This window comes from Yokenella regensburgei (genome assembly GCF_051486985.1).
In the GTDB taxonomy this organism is placed as follows: Bacteria; Pseudomonadota; Gammaproteobacteria; order Enterobacterales; family Enterobacteriaceae; genus CBFFRJ01.
The window spans coordinates 20,253-39,455 of record NZ_JAHVDV010000025.1; the positions used below are offsets into that span (position 1 = coordinate 20,253).

The 19,203-nt window shown below is 51.5% G+C and carries 17 protein-coding genes; 4 read left to right on the forward strand and 13 right to left on the reverse strand.

Annotated elements, in window-relative coordinates:
• Window positions 1-2 precede the first annotated feature (2 nt).
• The 12 genes from fabZ to rpsB all read right to left on the reverse strand — a co-directional run bounded on the left by fabZ (window position 3) and on the right by rpsB (window position 12,387).
• Window positions 3-458, reverse strand: coding sequence for a 3-hydroxyacyl-ACP dehydratase FabZ (gene fabZ, locus KXR87_RS16760; RefSeq protein ID WP_007373234.1), 456 nt, complete (start codon window positions 456-458; stop codon window positions 3-5).
• A gap of 105 nt (window positions 459-563) precedes the next feature.
• Window positions 564-1,589 carry a UDP-3-O-(3-hydroxymyristoyl)glucosamine N-acyltransferase gene (lpxD, locus tag KXR87_RS16765; protein ID WP_437433350.1) on the reverse strand — a complete coding sequence of 342 codons (1,026 nt, stop codon included), beginning with the start codon at window positions 1,587-1,589 and terminating at the stop codon, window positions 564-566.
• A gap of 3 nt (window positions 1,590-1,592) precedes the next feature.
• Window positions 1,593-2,087 carry a molecular chaperone Skp gene (gene skp / locus KXR87_RS16770; protein WP_437433351.1) on the reverse strand — a complete coding sequence of 165 codons (495 nt, stop codon included), beginning with the start codon at window positions 2,085-2,087 and terminating at the stop codon, window positions 1,593-1,595.
• Window positions 2,088-2,201: 114 nt separating this feature from the next.
• A complete protein-coding gene (bamA, locus tag KXR87_RS16775) occupies window positions 2,202-4,616 on the reverse strand; it encodes an outer membrane protein assembly factor BamA (protein ID WP_437433352.1) in 2,415 nt (804 codons plus the stop codon).
• A 31-nt stretch (window positions 4,617-4,647) separates the two neighbouring features.
• Window positions 4,648-5,997 (reverse strand): sigma E protease regulator RseP, encoded by a 1,350-nt coding sequence (rseP, locus tag KXR87_RS16780; protein ID WP_437433353.1) that lies wholly within the window; start codon window positions 5,995-5,997, stop codon window positions 4,648-4,650.
• Window positions 5,998-6,008: 11 nt separating this feature from the next.
• A complete protein-coding gene (gene cdsA, locus KXR87_RS16785; protein WP_437433354.1) occupies window positions 6,009-6,866 on the reverse strand; it encodes a phosphatidate cytidylyltransferase in 858 nt (285 codons plus the stop codon).
• A gap of 12 nt (window positions 6,867-6,878) precedes the next feature.
• Window positions 6,879-7,637, reverse strand: a complete 759-nt coding sequence (gene ispU / locus KXR87_RS16790) for a (2E,6E)-farnesyl-diphosphate-specific ditrans,polycis-undecaprenyl-diphosphate synthase (RefSeq protein WP_437433355.1) — start codon at window positions 7,635-7,637, stop codon at window positions 6,879-6,881.
• Window positions 7,638-7,818: 181 nt separating this feature from the next.
• Window positions 7,819-9,018, reverse strand: a complete 1,200-nt coding sequence (gene ispC, locus KXR87_RS16795) for a 1-deoxy-D-xylulose-5-phosphate reductoisomerase (protein ID WP_437433356.1) — start codon at window positions 9,016-9,018, stop codon at window positions 7,819-7,821.
• A gap of 94 nt (window positions 9,019-9,112) precedes the next feature.
• Window positions 9,113-9,670 carry a ribosome recycling factor gene (gene frr, locus KXR87_RS16800; RefSeq protein WP_437433357.1) on the reverse strand — a complete coding sequence of 186 codons (558 nt, stop codon included), beginning with the start codon at window positions 9,668-9,670 and terminating at the stop codon, window positions 9,113-9,115.
• Between the two features lie 151 nt (window positions 9,671-9,821).
• Window positions 9,822-10,547 carry a UMP kinase gene (pyrH, locus tag KXR87_RS16805; protein ID WP_035891961.1) on the reverse strand — a complete coding sequence of 242 codons (726 nt, stop codon included), beginning with the start codon at window positions 10,545-10,547 and terminating at the stop codon, window positions 9,822-9,824.
• Window positions 10,548-10,692: 145 nt separating this feature from the next.
• A complete protein-coding gene (gene tsf, locus KXR87_RS16810) occupies window positions 10,693-11,544 on the reverse strand; it encodes a translation elongation factor Ts (protein WP_437433358.1) in 852 nt (283 codons plus the stop codon).
• A gap of 117 nt (window positions 11,545-11,661) precedes the next feature.
• A complete protein-coding gene (gene rpsB, locus KXR87_RS16815) occupies window positions 11,662-12,387 on the reverse strand; it encodes a 30S ribosomal protein S2 (protein WP_437433359.1) in 726 nt (241 codons plus the stop codon).
• A gap of 399 nt (window positions 12,388-12,786) precedes the next feature.
• Between rpsB and map the strand changes: the two genes are divergently transcribed.
• From map to KXR87_RS16835, 4 genes are all read left to right on the forward strand, one after another.
• Window positions 12,787-13,578, forward strand: a complete 792-nt coding sequence (gene map, locus KXR87_RS16820) for a type I methionyl aminopeptidase (RefSeq protein ID WP_437433360.1) — start codon at window positions 12,787-12,789, stop codon at window positions 13,576-13,578.
• Window positions 13,579-13,852: 274 nt separating this feature from the next.
• Window positions 13,853-16,528, forward strand: a complete 2,676-nt coding sequence (gene glnD, locus KXR87_RS16825; protein WP_437433361.1) for a bifunctional uridylyltransferase/uridylyl-removing protein GlnD — start codon at window positions 13,853-13,855, stop codon at window positions 16,526-16,528.
• Window positions 16,529-16,560: 32 nt separating this feature from the next.
• Window positions 16,561-17,385, forward strand: a complete 825-nt coding sequence (gene dapD, locus KXR87_RS16830) for a 2,3,4,5-tetrahydropyridine-2,6-dicarboxylate N-succinyltransferase (RefSeq protein WP_437433362.1) — start codon at window positions 16,561-16,563, stop codon at window positions 17,383-17,385.
• Window positions 17,386-17,506: 121 nt separating this feature from the next.
• Window positions 17,507-17,896 (forward strand): DUF3461 family protein, encoded by a 390-nt coding sequence (locus tag KXR87_RS16835; protein ID WP_437433363.1) that lies wholly within the window; start codon window positions 17,507-17,509, stop codon window positions 17,894-17,896.
• Window positions 17,897-17,996: 100 nt separating this feature from the next.
• Here KXR87_RS16835 and cdaR read toward each other — a convergent pair whose 3' ends face one another.
• Complete coding sequence (gene cdaR, locus KXR87_RS16840) at window positions 17,997-19,154, reverse strand: DNA-binding transcriptional regulator CdaR (protein ID WP_437433364.1); 1,158 nt, start codon at window positions 19,152-19,154, stop codon at window positions 17,997-17,999.
• Window positions 19,155-19,203: the final 49 nt, after the last annotated feature.

The window sequence follows — 19,203 nt, forward strand, 5'->3', positions numbered from 1 at the left end:
TATCAGGCCTCCCGGCTACGTGCACACATCATAGTAGCTTCGCAAACAACTTTACCGTCGACCAGAGCTACGCCTTTAAAGCGAGTCAGCCCACGGCGCGTTTTTTCAAAGGTGACTTCCATGATCATTTGATCGCCTGGCACAACCGGACGCTTGAAGCGCGCTTCGTCAATACCTGCGAAATAATAGAGCTCACCCGGCTCCAGTTTTCCAACGCTTTTAAACGCCAGAATACCCGTGGCCTGCGCCATCGCTTCCAGAATCAACACACCCGGAAAAATGGGTTTGCCCGGGAAATGTCCCTGGAAAAATGGCTCATTTACAGAGACATTTTTAACTGCGCGCAGAAAACGACCTTCTTCAAAATCCAGCACGCGGTCAACCAGTAAAAACGGATAACGGTGCGGCAGAAGCTCCAGAATCTCTTCAATGTGCAGAGTATGAGTGTCAGTAGTCAAAATACTCTTCCTGTCTAAATATACTAAAAGGCAATAATAACACGGCCCGAGGCAATCGTGAGAATGCCTGCAGGCCGGGAAGTTTAAGTGTTAACGAGCGAGCTGTTAGTCTTCTTTATTGACCTTGCGCTCAACAGCTTTGAGGCGCTTGCTCATGTCATCAATATTCATTACCAGTGCGGCAGTTTTACGCCAGACTTTGTTCGGCTGAAGCGGGATACCCGAGGAATAGACACCAGGCTCAGTGATAGGACGCATCACCATACCCATCCCCGTCACGGTGACCTTGTCGCAGATTTCCATGTGACCATTAATGACGCTGGCACCACCAATCATACAGTAACGGCCAATTTTCAAACTGCCCGCCATGATGACGCCACCAGCAACGGCAGTATTGTCGCCAATCACGACGTTATGTGCAATCTGACACTGATTATCAATGATCACACCGTTACCAATTTGTGTGTCATCAAGCGCCCCACGATCGATAGTGGTGCAGGCACCAATCTCGACACGATCGCCAATAATGACGCGCCCGATCTGCGGGATCTTAACCCAGTTACCACGATCGTTCGCATAACCGAAGCCGTCAGCCCCGATCACGGTACCGGACTGGATGAGGCAATTCTCACCGATCTCAATTTCATGGTAAATGGTGACGTTAGCCCAGAGTCGCGACCCTGCACCAATTTTTGTCTTTTTACCGACAAAGCAACCGGCGCCAATCACTACGTTATCACCGAGAATCACATCGGATTCGATAACAGCATTTGCGCCAATAGCTACGTTATTGCCTACTGTTGCGCTCGGGTCGATCACGGCACTGGGTGCAATGTTCTCAGCCGGCTGCGGCGTTGAATCTAGAATTTGGGCCATACGGGCATAAGTGAGATAAGGATTTCTCACAATTAAAGCCGCGCTTTTGGCAAACGGAAGATCGTCCTGTGTCATAACGACAGCAGACGCCTGGCAGTCATTCAGATTTTCACGGTATTTAGGATTAACCATGAAGGTGATTTGACCTGCTTTAGCAGATTGCATGGACGCAACGCCGGTGATGACGAGATCGCCATCACCGTGTAATTCTGCATCCAACTGTTGAGCTAAATCAGACAGTCGAATTGAAGGCATTACTTATTTAACCTGTTTCAGCACATCAGCGGTGATGTCTTTCACGTCACTGCTGTTGTAGATAGCAGCGTTAGCCGGGATAACCAGGTCTACGCCCTGATCCGCAGCAACTTTCTTCACTGCAGCCTGAATACGCGTCATCAGCTTGCCACGTTCTTCATTAGAACGACGAGCCTGATCCTGCTCGAATGCCTGACCTTTCTGCGCGAGATTCTGACGCTGGGACTGGATATCTTTTTCCAGCTTGGTACGTTCCGTCGCTTTCATCGTGGAACCGTCACGCTGATAACGCTGCATTTTGGTCTGCAGGTCAGATTCCAGACGCTGAAGCTCGCTGGCACGGCTACCGAACTCGTTTTTCATGGTCTGAGAAACGCCGGAAGTCTGCGCAACCTGTTGGAACAGGCTGTTCATATCCACGACAGCAATTTTGTCAGCTGCCTGAGCAGAAGAAGCCATTGCCAAACCGAAACCTGCAGCTAATAACAACTTTTTCACTATAAACTCCTCACCATCCCAATTGTACCCTGAGGTACCGTTCTTTGCGTTGGCGGGCGGTGTCTGTCACCGCCACGACCATCACTACATCATGCATTCCATCGCAGTGGCACGTTACCAGGTTTTACCAATGTTAAACTGGAACTGTTCTGCCTTGTCTCCATCGTACTTCTTAAACGGCTGGGCGTAGGAGAATACCAACGGCCCCAATGGGGACATCCATTGTAGTGCGATACCCGCAGACATACGGATATTGCTTGGATCACTATAATCCGGGACACCCAGCGCTTTCATATCAGCAGTATTCTGCCAGTTGGTATCCCATACGGTACCTGCATCCCAGAAGAAGGAGGTACGTACTGAGTTTGCATATTTTTCGCTGATAAACGGCGTTGGGGTAATCAACTCTACGCTGGCAACACCCATGGCGTTACCACCCACCGCATCATCAGAGCTACAGTATTTTTCTGTCGTCGAATCACAGTTATCCAGGCCACGGCCGCCGTAGTAGACCGCTTTTGGACCGATGTTGTTGGACTGGAAACCACGAACCGTGCTGGAACCACCGGCATAGAAGTTTTCATAGAACGGCATCTCTTTACCGCCCAATCCATCACCATACCCCCAACGCGTACGTCCAAGAACAACCCAGCTATGATCTTCATCGATAGGGAAGTAGGACGCGGTGTCTACCGTTACTTTGTAGAACTCGTTGTCGGATCCTGGGATCGTTACTTTACCATTCAGGTTGACGCGCGAGCCTTTTGTCGGGAAGTAGCCGCGGTCAAGGTTGTTGTAAGTCCAACCGTAGTTGAAGGTAAAGTCGTTGGCATTATAGCCGTTGTTATCACTGGTCGTGCTGGACGTTTGACCTACGGAGTCCAGATAACGCCACATCGCCACCTGCGGTTCCATATTAGACAAGTCATTATGGACATAGCCTAAACCAAGGCGGAGGGTGTTGTATTCGTTAATCGGGAAGCCGAGCGTGCCATCCAGACCATAACTTTTGTTGGTATAGGAGGACAAATCCGCATCGTCAGCTTTAAAGTCATTGTAGAAGATGCGCCCACCAAGGCTGACACCATCTACCGTAAAGTACGGGTTAGTGACAGAGAACTCGGAGTAGGTCTGGTAATCGTTCTTGGTGCCGTTGATACCAACAGAATAACCCGTACCCAACCAGTTATCCTGCTGAACGCCGACCTGGAAGCTCACGCCGCTTTCAGTACCGTAGCCCACACCAAAGTTGAAACTACCGGTGTTACGCTCTTTGACTTTATAGACAACATCCACCTGGTCTGGACGACCCGGCACGCGCTGCGTATCCGCATCTACGGTCTCGAAGTAACCCAGACGGTTCAGACGCTCTTTACCCTGGTCAACGAGATCGCTGCCAAGCCACGCCCCTTCCATCTGACGCATCTCGCGACGCAATACAGCGTCTTTGGATGTGTCATTCCCTTCAAAGCGGATTTTACGGACGTAGTAACGGTTACCGGCGTCAACGTTGACGTGCAGCTTAACGGTTTTGTCGGTATCGTTGATTTCAGGCTGAGACTGAACACGCGGGTAGGCATAACCATAGCGACCCAGAAGCTTTTTAATATTATCTTCCATTTTGGTCACTTTGGCGCCGTTATACAGCTCGCCCGGCTCAATTTTGGTCAGGCTTTCAATCTCAGCAGAGTGCCCCGCAAGATTACCGCTCACCTGTACGCTTGAGAGTTTGTACTGATCGCCTTCCGTCACATTGATGGTGATATAGATGCCTTTTTTATCGGGCGTCAGACTCACCTGCGTGGAATCAATATTGAAACGCGCGTAGCCACGATCCAGATAGTAACTGCGCAGGGATTCGAGATCGCCCGCCAGTTTTTGCTTCTGGTATTTGCGATCGCCGACCACGTTCCACCACGGCACTTCGTCACGGAGCTGGAAGGTGGAGATCAACTGTTCGGTACTAAAGGCATGGTTACCGACGATGTTGATCTGCTGGATCTTCGCTGAGACACCTTCCTGGAAGACCAGTTTGAGATCAACACGATTTCGCGGCAGCGGCGTGACAACAGCCTTCACGCTGGCGCTGTATTTACCCACACTGTAGTAGAAATCTTCCAGCCCTTTTTCAATATCAGCAAGGGTGGTGCGATCGAGGGATTCGCCAACACGCACGCCAGAAGCTTCGAGATTCTGCTTCAGCATGTCATCTTTCACCGCTTTGTTACCGGAGAAAGTGATACTGGCGATTGTCGGGCGTTCTTTTACCTGAACAAGAAGGGTATCACCGTCGCGAAGTACGCGAACATCCTCGAAGTTGCCAGTGGCAAACAACGCACGAATGGTGTTACTGACATCTTCATCATTCACCGTATCGCCCGGACGGACCGGCATACTGAGGAGGGCCGCACCAACGGCGACACGCTGCAGGCCTTCGAAATGAATGTCCTTCACTACGAACCCGTCAGCACCGTATACGGTGGCGCTGCTGAACAGCAGCGACGCTATGAGCAACTTTTTCATCGCCATCGTTATTATGCGTTCTTCCTAACAAACTCTCTCATAACCGAGAGAAATCATTGAAAAGTGCAAGCCCCATTAACAACACCAGCAATATCGAGCCAATGCGGTAGCTAAAGTCTTGAACTCGCTCGGATACCGGTTTACCTTTCAGCTTTTCAATCGCCAAAAACAACAGATGTCCCCCGTCCAGGACAGGTAATGGAAACAGGTTGATTATCCCCAGGTTCACGCTGATTAAAGCGAGGAACATCAGGTAGTAAATCACCCCGAACTCTGCTGACATCCCAGCCCCCTGAGCGATCGAAATCGGCCCACTGAGGTTGTTCAGTTTTACGTCACCGGTTATCAATTTCCCCAACATACTGACCGTAAGCTTCATTAATTGCCAGGTCTTATCCGTGGCCTCGGCAATAGCGCTGAATGGTCCGTACTGGCGTACTGTCTTGTATTCATCTGGCAGAGGGATGATTTTTGGCACAACGCCAGCAAACCCTTCTGCTTTGTTACCGGGCTTTGTATCCGGTATCAGTGTTAAAGACAAGGAACTCCCTTGCCTTTCGATGTCCAGCGCAAGTGATGTACCCGGATTATCCCTCACCAGGGTTACAAACGTCATCCATTGCGTAAGTGGCTGACCATCGACTTTAACGATCCTGTCGCCAGCTTGCAAACCTGCTTTGCTGGCAGCAGAACCTGATTGTATCTCAGCAAGCACCGGTTCAATCTGCGGACCACGAGGTCGAATCCCTAATGACGCTACCGGATCCTCTCTGTCAGGCTCAAAATGCCACTGGCGCAAATCAAGAACTTTGTCCTGGCGGCTGTCGCTGCCAAAAGGTGCCACGCTGAGGGTCGTTTGTTTGTCACCGATTTTTGACACCAGTTGCAAACGCACAGCATCCCAATCAGGCGTTTCGATACCATCAATTGCTTTAAGTTCCGTACCGGGTGTAATTTGCGCATGTGCCGCGATGGAATCGGTGGTTATTTCACCAATAACCGGCCGCACGCCAGGGACGCCAATGATAAACACCAGCCAGTAAGCAAAAATGGCAAAAAGAAAATTGGCAATAGGCCCTGCAGCAATCACTGCCGCACGCTGGCCTACGGTTTTGTTGTTAAAGGCGTGGTGGCGCATTTCTGGCGTTACCGCCTCAACGCGCTCATCCAGCATTTTGACGTAGCCGCCAAGTGGAATCAGGGCAATGACAAATTCAGTCCCCTGCTTGTCATGACGGCGCCAGAGCGCTTTACCAAACCCAATGGAAAAGCGTTCAACCCGGACGCCGCAACGGCGAGCAACCCAGAAATGGCCAAACTCGTGCACGGTGATAAGCACACCAAGTGCAACAATAAACGCTGCCAGATTCCAGAGAATGCTCACCATAAATCCTTCCGTCAAATCGTCCTGAAAACCAGCAATAACAGGCAAGCAAATACGGGTACTGCTGCTGTCAAACTGTCGATGCGATCCAGTATACCGCCATGACCCGGAATTAGATGACCACTATCTTTAATTCCCGCTTCACGCTTAAACATACTTTCCGTTAAATCACCCAGCACTGATGCCAGGGCCGCCACAACGGAACAGATAAACAGTGTGGAGATCGTTACATCCAGGTTTGCCCAGGCGCCATACCCCCAGGAAATAATAGCGGCGGTGAACAAGCCACCAATGAAGCCTTGCCAGGTTTTACCCGGGGAGACTTTTGGCGCCAGCTTATGCTTACCAAAGAGTTTACCGAACATATAGGCACCCGAATCCGCTCCCCAGACCAGGATCATAACGTACAACAACCACAGCGCACCGCTGTAGTGGTTGTCATCATAGTGCCAGGAACGTAATGCCAGCATACCCCAGAAAAAAGGGATGATAGTGAGAATGCCGAACATCAACCGCAGGACTTTTGAATGACGCCAGATCCCTGCAGAAGCCGGATACCCTAGCACCAATAACAATGCGACCAGCCACCATCCCAATGACGCCCACAGGGATATTTCAACCAATGGCTGATGAATATTGTGATGGTACTCCGGGATGGTAAACAGCATGGCTGCCAATACAAAGCCGCATAGCACTGCAAGCCAGACGCGTTGCGTACGGGAGGTGAAGCCGCTCAGTTGCCCCCATTCCCATGCAGCCAGCATACACACGACCAGTGTCACAATCGCAAAGCCCATCGGCGGCAGCAAAAACAGTGCGGCGATGACAATGGGTATTAATACAAACGCGGAAATCAGGCGATACTTCAGCAAAAGCTACCCCCATCAGGCATTATCGCTGCCGGGCTCGGTGCCGCCGAAGCGACGTTCTCGATTGGCAAAGGCATGCAGCGCACCTTCAAAGTCTTGTTCATCAAAATCGGGCCAAAGAACATCTGTAAAGTAAAGTTCGGCATAGGCAATTTGCCAAAGTAAAAAATTACTTATGCGATGTTCCCCACCAGTCCTAATCACTAAATCTACGGGGGCCAGTTCATGCATGCAGATTTGCTGGCTCAGCGCCTCTTCATCAATCTGTTCAGGACGCAATAGCCCTTCCTGAACCTGAGCGGCCAGCTGCCGCACGCCCTGCACGATATCCCAACGCCCGCCGTAATTCGCTGCGATATTTAGCGTCAGCCCTGTATTCTGAGCCGTTAACGCCTCCGCTTTACGAATGCGCTCCTGCAAACGCGAATTGAAGCGGCTTGTATCACCAATAATTCGCAAACGCACATTATGGCGATGCAGGCTTTTCACTTCACTATCCAGGGCCCATACAAACAGTTCCATCAGCGCCGTTACTTCCTGCGCCGGACGGTTCCAGTTTTCACTACTAAACGCATACAGCGTCAGCGCATCGATTCCGCTATTGGCGGCGAATGAAACCGCACGGCGAACCGATTTTGCACCAGCCCGGTGGCCAAAGGCGCGGATTTTTCCTTGTCTTTTCGCCCAGCGACCATTGCCGTCCATAATAATGGCAACATGACGACAGCCATGCGCAGGCAAATTTTCGCTTATTGGTTGATTAGCAGACAACATAACGCGTTTTAGTCCCTGAAAAGGATTTAGCGGTACTCAGGAATACAAAGCCCTTACGCAAAAAAGCCGTGTCAACCACGGCTTCACCTCAGCGCCAGGTTTAACTCTGGCAATTGGGTGCGCAGACTATACCACTGAAGCCTAACGCTAACAAATAGCATGACTTAGCGTGGCTGGATTATCACCAGCTTGCGAGGCGTATCACTTGTTTTCGCGCAACGTCACGAGCCAGTCGATCCACTGCAACAACATCGTCAATACTTTGCGGTTCGCACAACGTCATCTGTTCCAGAACAGATAAATTAAGGGCTGCGATATCCGTAAATCGAATGTCAGACGCCAGAAATGCTGCCACCGTCACCTCGTTCGCCGCGTTTAACGCGGTGGTCGCCGCCTGTCCTTGCGCAAAAGCATCAATGGCCAGCTTCAGACACGGGTAGCGATCATAATCCGGCTCGGCAAAGCTGAGGGCACTGAGTTTACAGAAATCGAGGCTATTCACACCGGATGGCACGCGTCCAGGCCAGGCCATGGTGTGTGCAATTGGCGTGCGCATATCCGGTTCACCCAATTGTGCCAACACGCTGCCATCCAGATAACGAACCATGGAGTGGATCACCGATTGCGGATGGATCAACACTTCCATCTGACGGGCAGAGGCATTAAACAGCCAGCGTGCTTCAATGTATTCCAGACCTTTATTCATCATAGTGGCTGAATCAACAGAGATTTTTCTCCCCATCGACCAGTTCGGATGGCGACAGGCTTGATCCGGCGTCATCGCAGCCAGTTCAGCCAGTGGCGTCTCCCGAAATGGACCACCAGACCCGGTGAGCAAAATCGACGATACGCCGTTCTGCTCCAGATCAGCGTACCCCAGGTTCTGTTGGATTGGTTCCGGTAAACTCTGAAAAATAGCGTTATGTTCACTATCTACCGGCAGAAGCTGCGCCCCGCTCTCCTTAACCGCCTCCATAAACAGACGACCGCAGGTTACGAGAGATTCTTTATTGGCGAGCAGAACGGTTTTACCAGCACGAATCGCGGCAAGCGTAGGAACAAGGCCCGCAGCACCGACTATCGCCGCCATGACCTGGTCGACTTCATCAAGGGCAGCCATTTCACACGCCGCCTGTTGACCGCTCATGACCTCTGTGCGGCTGTTATGCTGCCGTAAAATAATGCGGAGTTCTTTGGCACTGGCCTCATCGTCCATTACCGCAAATCGCGGCGTGAACTCAAGACACTGCTCGACCATGCGTGCAACGTTTTTACCTGCAACCAGCGCAGTCACAGTAAACCGCTCAGGATTGTGGCGAACCACATCAAGCGTGCTGCAGCCAATGGAACCGGTGGAGCCCAGAAGGGTTATATGCTTCATGAAACGCTCACACTATCGCGAGGATAAAAAAGCAAAACGCCGCCAGCAAAGCCGCATCGCAGCCCTCTGTACGGCGTTTTAATCAAGAGTTGAATCAGAACTGCATCAGTTCTGCTTCTTTATCTGCCAGCGCCGCATCAATTTTCTTGATGGCGGCATCTGTCAGCTTCTGCACATCGTCCTGAGAACGACGATCGTCGTCTTCACTGATCTCTTTCTCTTTCAGCAGAGCTTTAACTTTGTCGTTGGCGTCACGACGCACGTTACGCACGGAAACGCGGCCCTGCTCAGCTTCACCACGTACCACTTTAATCAGGTCTTTACGACGCTCTTCCGTCAGCGGTGGCAGCGGAACGCGGATGTCAGTGCCCGCTGAACTTGGGTTCAAACCCAGATCGGAAGCCATAATTGCTTTCTCAACGGCAGGACCCATAGAGCGATCGAATACGTTGATTTTCAACGTACGGGTGTCTTCTACGGTGACGTTAGCCAACTGACGCAGCGGCGTCGGCGTACCGTAGTATTCCACGACGATACCATCAAGCAGGCTTGGGGAAGCACGGCCGGTACGGATTTTGCTGATTTGGGTTTTGAAGGCTTCAACGCATTTGTCCATGCGTACTTCAGCATCTTTTCTGATGTCGTTAATCACGTTACGAATCCTTGAAATCTTGTCTCAGGCAAACCATACGCCACAGGTGTGGTTAGTATAGTCTCGTTCAGTACAAGGCACCGTGAAAGATGCCTGCCATAATCGCTAAATAATAAAGCGGAATCTTACCTTTATTTGTTGCCTACGGGAATTATTCCGTGATCAACGTGCCTTCTTTTTCGCCCATGACAACGCGACGCAGCGCACCAGGCTTATTCATGTTAAAGACACGGATAGGTAATTTGTGGTCACGTGCCAGGGTAAAGGCTGCCAGATCCATCACTTTCAGCTCTTTATCCAGCACTTCGGTATAAGTCAGTTGCTCATACATGGTGGCAGTGGGATCTTTTGCCGGATCGGCAGTAAAGACGCCATCAACCTTGGTTGCTTTCAGTACCACATCGGCTTCGATTTCGATGCCGCGCAAACATGCAGCAGAATCAGTGGTAAAGAAAGGGTTACCCGTACCGGCGCTCAGAATGACCACACGGTTATTGCGCAGCAGGCTAATAGCTTCAGCCCAGCTGTAGTTGTCACAGACGCCATTCAACGGAATAGCGGACATCAGGCGGGCGTTCACATAGGCGCGGTGAAGCGCATCGCGCATGGCCAGACCGTTCATGACAGTGGCCAACATGCCCATGTGGTCGCCCACAACGCGGTTCATACCCGCTTTCGCGAGTCCTGCACCACGGAACAGGTTACCGCCACCAATCACCACACCAACCTGAATACCCAGTTCCACCAGTTCTTTGATTTCCTGAGCCATACGATCAAGGATGCTTGCGTCAATACCGAAGCCTTCCGTACCCTGAAGAGCTTCACCACTCAACTTAAGCAGAATACGTTTATAGACGGGTTTTGCATTGGTAGCCATGTTTCTTTCCTGAGACTGTCAACGATTGAGATGAGTTAATTCCGGCGACATTGTACGTCGCTTTTCAGCGCAACCTCTATAAGGGTTAGCTGAATTTACAAGACGGGGACAAAAAGAAGCCGCCCTCAGGCGGCTTCTTTTTTAATTAAGACTGCTTGGACATTGCAGCAACTTCTGCTGCGAAGTCAGTCTCAACTTTCTCGATGCCTTCACCTACTTCGAAGCGGATGAAGTTAGTTACGTCAGCGTTGTGCTCTTTGAGCAGCTGAGCAACAGTTTTGCTCGGATCCATAACGAAAGGTTGACCAGTCAGAGAAACTTCGCCGGTGAATTTCTTCATGCGGCCTTCAACCATTTTCTCTGCGATTTCTTTCGGCTTGCCAGACTGCATGGCGATGTCCAGCTGAACCTGGAACTCTTTCTCAACGACTTCAGCAGAAACGTCTTCCGGCTTAACGAACTCAGGCTTGCTTGCAGCGATGTGCATGGCCAGCTGTTTAACCAGCTCTTCATCAGCGCCTTTAGCAGCAACCAGAACACCGATACGTGCGCCGTGCAGGTAAGAACCCAGTACTTCGCCTTCCAGAGCAGCAACACGACGGATGTTGATGTTCTCACCGATTTTAGCAACCAGCGCAACGCGTTCTTCTTCGAACTGTGCTTTCAGAACTTCAACGTCAGTGATTTTGCCTGCTACAGCTGCGTCCAGAACTTTGTTAGCAAATGCCTGGAAACCGCCATCTTTCGCAACGAAGTCAGTCTGGCAGTTAACTTCCAGAATGATGCCGTAGGTACCGTCGATCTTAGTGATGATCACGCCGTCAGCAGCTACGTTGCCTGCTTTTTTCGCTGCTTTGATAGCACCGGACTTACGCATGTTTTCGATTGCCAGCTCGATGTCGCCGTTAGCTTCAGTCAGTGCTTTTTTGCAATCCATCATGCCTGCGCCAGTACGTTCGCGCAGCTCTTTTACCAGGGATGCGGTAATTTCAGCCATTCTTTAATCCTCGGGAGAGATGACCTGCCCGGCAATCAGCCAGACAGGTGTAAAAGTGAAAAAGGGGCCAAAAAGTGGCCCCTATCCATACTCGGTACTAATAAGGGCTGGACCTTATTATTCAGCTTCTACGAAGCTTTCTTCCGCCTGAACAGCCAGATCCTGAGAACGGCCTTCACGTACGGTAGCAGCAACAGCATTCAGATACAGGCTAACTGCACGGATTGCGTCGTCGTTACCCGGGATAACGAAGTCAACACCGTCCGGATCGGAGTTGGTATCAACGATAGCAAATACCGGGATACCCAGGTTGTTTGCTTCTTTGATCGCGATGTGTTCGTGGTCAGCGTCGATAACGAACAGTGCGTCCGGCAGGCCGCCCATGTCTTTGATACCGCCAAGGCTGTTTTCCAGCTTGTCCAGTTCACGAGTACGCATCAGCGCTTCTTTCTTGGTCAGCTTGTCGAAAGTACCGTCCTGAGACTGAGTTTCCAGATCTTTCAGACGTTTGATGGACTGACGAACAGTTTTCCAGTTAGTCAGCATGCCGCCCAACCAGCGATGGTTCACGAAGAACTGATCGCAGTTGTTCGCTGCTTCTTTCACCGCTTCGCTCGCAGCGCGTTTAGTACCAACGAAAAGGATTTTGCCTTTACGAGAAGAGATCTTGTTCAGTTCAGCCAGAGCTTCGTTGAACATCGGTACAGTTTTCTCAAGGTTGATGATGTGAACTTTGTTACGTGCGCCGAAGATGAAAGGCTTCATTTTCGGGTTCCAGTAACGGGTCTGGTGACCAAAGTGAACACCAGCCTTGAGCATGTCGCGCATGGAAACAGTTGCCATGATTAAAACCTCTATATAAAAGTTGGGGTTATGCCTCCACGTATCCCATATTACCGACCCCAAAGGGCACCCCGGAATATGTGTCGATACGTGTGTGTTATTTACACAAAGTGAGATTTGTCGACTTCGTTCCGAAGAGGAACGTGAGTCCGGCGCGCTTTATACCACAAACAGCGACCAGACTCCAATTATTGTTAATGGAGAACCGCCCGCTGAACAGTGAATTTCCTGTGACAATTCACGGCGCCCGGTAGACAAGGGTAGCACCTTTGCGTAAGGGGAGGCACAAAAGGCACCGGGCAGAATGATTCTCAATGTGGCACCCGCCAGGCCAGACTGTTACCATTAGCAGCACTTGAACTAAATAATGTCGAAAATCGGCACTGATGGACAGAATCAATGGCTATCTCAATTAAGACCCCTGAAGAAATCGAAAAAATGCGCGTGGCTGGCCGCCTTGCTGCAGAAGTGCTGGAGATGATCGAGCCTTATATCAAGCCTGGCGTGAGCACCGGCGAACTGGATCGCATCTGTAACGACTACATCGTTAACGAGCAGCATGCGGTTTCCGCCTGCCTCGGCTATCACGGCTTCCCGAAATCCGTCTGTATCTCCATTAACGAAGTGGTCTGCCACGGTATTCCGGATGACGAAAAAGTGCTGAAGGATGGCGATATCGTCAACATTGACGTGACCGTCATTAAAGACGAATACCACGGCGACACCTCCAAAATGTTTATCGTCGGCAAGCCTACCATCCTCGGTGAGCGCCTGTGCCGTGTAACTCAGGACAGCCTCTATCTCTCCCTGCGGATGGTGAAACCGGGCATCCGCCTGCGCTCGCTGGGCGCGGCCATTCAGAAGTATGTTGAAGGCGAAGGTTTTTCCGTTGTACGTGAGTATTGTGGACACGGCATTGGCCGCGTTTTCCATGAAGAACCCCAGGTTCTGCACTATGACGCGGATGATGGCGGCGTGGTATTACAGGCGGGCATGACCTTCACCATTGAACCTATGGTCAACGCTGGCGATTATCGCATCCGTACGATGAAAGACGGCTGGACAGTTAAAACGAAGGACCGCAGCCTGTCTGCCCAGTACGAACATACCATCGTGGTGACCGAGAATGGCTGTGAAATCCTTACCCTGCGTAAAGATGACACCATCCCCGCCGTTCTCACGGCTGAGTAATCTCTTTTTTGTCATGAGAAGCGGCCTGCAAAAGGGCCGCTTTTTTATAATTGATTCAGAAAAAACGCTTATTTCTTGAGTATGTAAGCACGCGTTTTTCTTATGCCCCGTGTCATGTTTCATAAAGATAAACGTCTTTTCATTTCCCGTTATCTCTTTTAATTTGTCTGCTTAGACGCTTGTCTTAATCTTTTATGAATACGTGTTGTCCGCATCGGCACATTTGACGGCCAGCGGCGTGTTTCGCTGTCCCATTGCGTAGGGTGGCCCGCTAATGAGCAATACCTTTTCTGAACAGTTTGTCAGTACCGTAAAACCTTCCCTCCCCGGCCAACCCGCTTATCCGGGCGACTGGCCCTCAAGTGAACTGACCTGTGCCAGTATCAAAAGCCACATCGATACTTTCCAGCAGTGGCTGGGACATGTCTTCGATGCCGGCCTCTCCGCTGAGCAGTTGATAGAAGCGCGCACCGAGTTTATCGACCAGTTACTGCAACGCCTGTGGCTGGACTACGGCTTTGGTGAACAGAGCGATGTGGCGCTGGTCGCCGTTGGGGGCTATGGCCGTGGCGAATTGCACCCCCTGTCGGATATTGATTTGCTGATCCTGAGTCGGACAAAACTCGCCGATGACCGTGCGCAGAAGATTGGAGAACTCCTTACTCTGCTCTGGGATGTGAAGCTGGAAGTAGGTCACAGCGTGCGTACGTTAGAGGAGTGCCTGCTGGAGGGGCTATCCGATTTAACCGTCGCCACCAACCTGATCGAGTCGCGCCTGTTAATTGGCGATGTCGCGTTATTTCTTGAACTGCAAAAGCACATATTCAGTGAAGCCTTCTGGCCCTCCGAAAAATTTTTCCCGGCGAAAGTGGTGGAGCAGAACGAGCGCCATCAACGCTATCACGGCACCAGCTACAATCTGGAACCGGACATTAAAAGCAGTCCGGGCGGGTTGAGAGACATCCACACGCTGCAATGGGTCGCCCGCCGCCATTTCGGTGCCACCTCAATGGATGAGATGGTCGGCTTTGGCTTTTTGACCGAGGCCGAACGCAACGAGCTGAACGAGTGCCTGCACCTGCTCTGGCGGATCCGTTTTGCTCTGCATCTCGAATTGAACCGCTACGATAACCGCCTGCTGTTTGACCGGCAGCTCAGTGTGGCGCAACGCCTGAACTATGTAGGGGAAGGCAATCAGCCCGTCGAACATATGATGAAGGATTTCTACCGGGTTACCCGTCGCGTAACTGAACTGAACCATATGCTTTTACAGCTGTTCGATGAAGCCATTCTGGCCCTGACCACGGATGAGAAACCTCGCGCCATTGATGATGAATTCCAGTTGCGCGGTACACTGATTGATCTGCGTGACGAGACGCTGTTTATACGCGAGCCGCAGGCGATATTGCGTATGTTCTACATCATGGTGCGGAACAGCAGCATAACCGGCATCTATTCGACAACACTGCGCCATTTGCGCCATGCCCGCCGTCATCTGACTCAACCGTTGTGCTATATCCCCGAAGCACGCGCGATTTTCCTGAGCCTGTTACGTCATCCTGGTGCCGTTAAGCGCGGATTACTGCCCATGCATCGTCACAGTGTTCTTTGGGCCTATATGCCGCAGTGGTCGCATATTGTGGGGCAGATGCAATTTGATCTGTTTCACGCCTATACCGTCGATGAGCACACTATCCGGGTAATGCTTAAGCTTGAGAGCTTCGCGGAGGAAGCCACACGAGCGCGGCACCCGCTTTGTGTTGATCTCTGGCCCCGCCTGACGCACCCCGAACTGATTTTAATGGCCGCCCTTTTCCATGATATCGCCAAAGGTCGCGGTGGAGACCATTCCATACTTGGCGCGCAGGATGTGCTGAAATTTGCCGAACTGCATGGGCTTAACTCACGTGAAACACAGCTGGTGGCCTGGCTTGTACGTAATCACTTGTTGATGTCGGTCACTGCGCAACGGCGCGATATTCAGGATCCGGAAGTCATTAAGCAATTTGCCGAGGAGATCCAAACCGAAAATCGCCTGCGTTTTCTGGTTTGTCTGACCGTTGCTGACATCTGCGCCACCAACGAGACACTTTGGAACAGCTGGAAACAGAGCCTTCTGCGAGAGCTCTATTTTGCTACCGAGAAACAGTTGCGCCGTGGGATGCAGAACACCCCGGATATGCGTGAGCGCGTTCGTCATCATCAGCTCCAGGCGCTGGCGCTGTTGCGAATGGACAATATTGATGAGGAAAAACTGCACCAGATCTGGGCGCGATGCCGTGCTAACTATTTTGTACGACACAGCCCAAATCAACTGGCCTGGCATGCACGGCACTTACTGAACCACGATCTGACCAGGCCTTTAATATTGCTTAGTCCGCAGGCGACACGTGGCGGGACCGAAATTTTTATCTGGAGCCCTGACAGACCCTATCTGTTTGCCGCTGTCTGCGCCGAACTCGATCGTCGCAATCTGAGCGTCCATGATGCCCAGATTTTCACCACCCGTGATGGCATGGCGATGGATACCTTTATCGTGCTGGAGCCGGACGGCAGCCCTCTCTCCGCAGACCGGCACGATGCCACCTGCTTCGGCCTTGAGCAGGCCATTACTCAGCGCTCATGGCAACCGCCGCAGCCACGTCGTCAGCCGGCCAAACTGCGCCACTTTAACGTCGAGACCGAGGTCAATTTCCTGCCGACCCATACGGACAGAAGAACGTTCCTCGAACTGATTGCCCTCGACCAGCCAGGTTTACTGGCCCGCGTCGGTAAGGTGTTTGCCGACCTCGGTATTTCGCTCCACGGGGCGAGAATTACGACAATTGGTGAGCGAGTAGAAGATTTATTTATAATCGCGACAGCCGAGCGGCGCGGCCTTAATAATGCGCTGCAACAAGAGGTACAACAACGGTTGACAGAGGCCCTCAATCCAAACGATAAAGGGTAACGTTTTTTTTTACAGAGATGGAAAGAGTCATAATGCAGCAGTTACAGAACGTTATTGAAGCCGCTTTCGAGCGTCGCGCAGAAATCACCCCGGCAAACGTGGATACCGTTACCCGTGAAGCGGTTAACCAGGTTATCTCCCTGTTGGATTCAGGCGCACTGCGCGTCGCAGAGAAGATTGACGGCCAGTGGGTGACTCACCAATGGCTCAAAAAGGCCGTTCTGCTCTCGTTCCGCATTAACGATAATCAGGTTATCGACGGCGCAGAAAGCCGCTACTTCGATAAAGTGCCGATGAAGTTTGCTGACTATGACGAAGCACGCTTTCAGAAAGAAGGTTTCCGCGTAGTGCCGCCAGCGGCAGTTCGTCAGGGAGCCTTTATTGCCCGTAACACCGTACTGATGCCCTCCTATGTCAACATTGGCGCCTATGTCGATGAAGGGACCATGGTTGACACCTGGGCCACCGTCGGCTCCTGTGCGCAGATTGGTAAAAATGTCCACCTGTCTGGTGGCGTGGGTATCGGTGGCGTTCTGGAGCCGCTGCAGGCGAACCCGACTATTATTGAAGATAATTGCTTTATTGGCGCACGTTCTGAAGTGGTGGAAGGTGTTATCGTCGAAGAGGGTTCCGTCATCTCAATGGGCGTCTATATTGGTCAGAGCACGCGCATTTACGATCGTGAAACCGGTGAAGTGCATTATGGTCGCGTACCGGCTGGCTCCGTCGTCGTTTCCGGCAACCTGCCTTCTAAAGATGGCAAATACAGCCTGTACTGCGCAGTCATCGTTAAGAAAGTCGATGCAAAAACCCGTGGTAAAGTCGGTATCAACGAACTGCTTCGTACCATCGATTAAGCAATCCCCTCTCCCGATTTGAAAGAGGGTGATATATACCGCCTTTTTAGCACATTCAAGTGGCGAAAATAGATTTTTTCGTTAATTATTCATAGGTTATGTTGAGCTTAAGGGTACCGCTATGTACGATAATCTGAAAAGTTTAGGCATTACCAATCCTGATGAAATTGACCGTTACAGCCTCCGCCAGGAAGCCAATAATGACATCCTGAAAATCTATTTTCACAAGGACAAAGGCGAATTTTTTGCCAAAAGCGTGAAGTTTAAATATCCCCGCCAACGCAAGACGGTGGTCGCGGATGGGGTCGGTCAGGGCTATAAGGAAGTGCAGGAAATCAGTCCGAACCTGCGCTACGTTATCGATGAGCTTGACCAGATTTGCCAGCGTGACCGCACGGATGTGGATTTGAAACGCAAGATCCTGGACGATCTTCGCCATCTTGAAAGCGTGGTTGCCAATAAGATCAATGAAATTGAATCTGACCTGGAAAAACTGACGCGCAATAAGTGACGGGGATGGGCGCACTCTGCTGCCCTCGCCCCGCCCTCTCTTACAGGAGAGGGAGCAGACATCAAAAACGGCAACCCTGCGGCTGCCGTTTTGCTTTTACTTAGCGCTGTTCATCCAGCTGCAGCGCCACATACAGCAGCAATCGATCGTCAAAATTCCCCAAATCTAATCCCGTTAATTCAGAAATGCGATTCAGGCGATATTCAAGCGTATTACGGTGAATAAAGAGCGCTTTTGAGGTCGCCAGTGGCTGCACGTTATGACGAAACCACGCTGACAGGGTACGGCGCAGCAGACCGTTGTTGTCCATTGCTTTAAGGCGCTGTAGCGGACGTGAGAGTTCATTGGCCTGCCAGCCGCCGCGAAGGCTGTCGAGTAAAACCGGCAGCATCAGGTCCTGATAGAAATAGCTACGGCTTTCCGGCATCCGCTGTTTACCCACCATCATGGTGGTGCGGGCAGTACGGTAGGAGCGGGCAATGCTTCCTGGCCCGGTAAAATAGTTACCCAGAGAAACACGAAAACGCAGCTGCCCGTTTTCTTTCATGCGCTGAATCAGTTGTTCAACGCGTTTACGATGATCTTCGGCATCCCAACGGCCAAACTGGTTGAGCGCAGGTTTCAGCACCACCATCTCTGTCAGTGAGACAATCGCAATAAGGTTGTTGCGCTCAGGGGTTGTCAGGGCGTTTTGCAGCTGCTGAAGCTCGGCCATTGCGCTGTCGACGCCCAACTGCCCGCTGTCCACTTCAACAACGGCGACCACGCGCGGCTGATTCAGATCGATACCTAAACGTTGTGCCCATTCGGTCAGGGCAGGCGTGTGCTCTTCCGCCTGAATCAGGTTCATGACCAGCTCTTCACGCAGGCGGCTATCCTGGGCAAGCAGATGCATTAACCGGGACTGCTCCAGCATCATTTCGGCGGTCATGCACACCAGTTCACCGTACTTGCGCAACGATTCCGGTTCTCCCGTCAGTCCAATGACACCGACTATCTCCCCTTCCAGACGCAGCGGCAGGTTGATGCCCTGACGAACGCCGTGCAGATGACGCGCAACGGCATCATCAATATCGACCACGCGTCCCTGGGCAAGCACAAGCAGTGCGCCTTCGTGCAATTCCCCAATTCGTTCGCGATCGCCACTACCAATGATGCGGCCACGGGCATCCATGACGTTAATGTTCGTATCGATGATACGCATGGTGCGTGCCACGATATCCTGTGCCATTTTAGTATCAAGATGCCAGCCAGCCATGTAACCCTCCCGTGAGCAGAGCCCAAGCATATGAGAGAAAATCATGCCG

Coding starts and splice junctions, on each gene's coding strand:
- lpxD (WP_437433350.1), bottom strand. CDS start 1,589: ATGCCTTCAATTCGACTGTCTGATTTAGCTCAACAGTTGGATGCAGAA.
- bamA (WP_437433352.1), bottom strand. CDS start 4,616: ATGGCGATGAAAAAGTTGCTCATAGCGTCGCTGCTGTTCAGCAGCGCC.
- rseP (WP_437433353.1), bottom strand. CDS start 5,997: ATGGTGAGCATTCTCTGGAATCTGGCAGCGTTTATTGTTGCACTTGGT.
- ispU (WP_437433355.1), bottom strand. CDS start 7,637: ATGTTGTCTGCTAATCAACCAATAAGCGAAAATTTGCCTGCGCATGGC.
- ispC (WP_437433356.1), bottom strand. CDS start 9,018: ATGAAGCATATAACCCTTCTGGGCTCCACCGGTTCCATTGGCTGCAGC.
- pyrH (WP_035891961.1), bottom strand. CDS start 10,547: ATGGCTACCAATGCAAAACCCGTCTATAAACGTATTCTGCTTAAGTTG.
- tsf (WP_437433358.1), bottom strand. CDS start 11,544: ATGGCTGAAATTACCGCATCCCTGGTAAAAGAGCTGCGCGAACGTACT.
- rpsB (WP_437433359.1), bottom strand. CDS start 12,387: ATGGCAACTGTTTCCATGCGCGACATGCTCAAGGCTGGTGTTCACTTT.
- map (WP_437433360.1), top strand. CDS start 12,787: ATGGCTATCTCAATTAAGACCCCTGAAGAAATCGAAAAAATGCGCGTG.
- glnD (WP_437433361.1), top strand. CDS start 13,853: ATGAGCAATACCTTTTCTGAACAGTTTGTCAGTACCGTAAAACCTTCC.
- dapD (WP_437433362.1), top strand. CDS start 16,561: ATGCAGCAGTTACAGAACGTTATTGAAGCCGCTTTCGAGCGTCGCGCA.
- KXR87_RS16835 (WP_437433363.1), top strand. CDS start 17,507: ATGTACGATAATCTGAAAAGTTTAGGCATTACCAATCCTGATGAAATT.
- cdaR (WP_437433364.1), bottom strand. CDS start 19,154: ATGGCTGGCTGGCATCTTGATACTAAAATGGCACAGGATATCGTGGCA.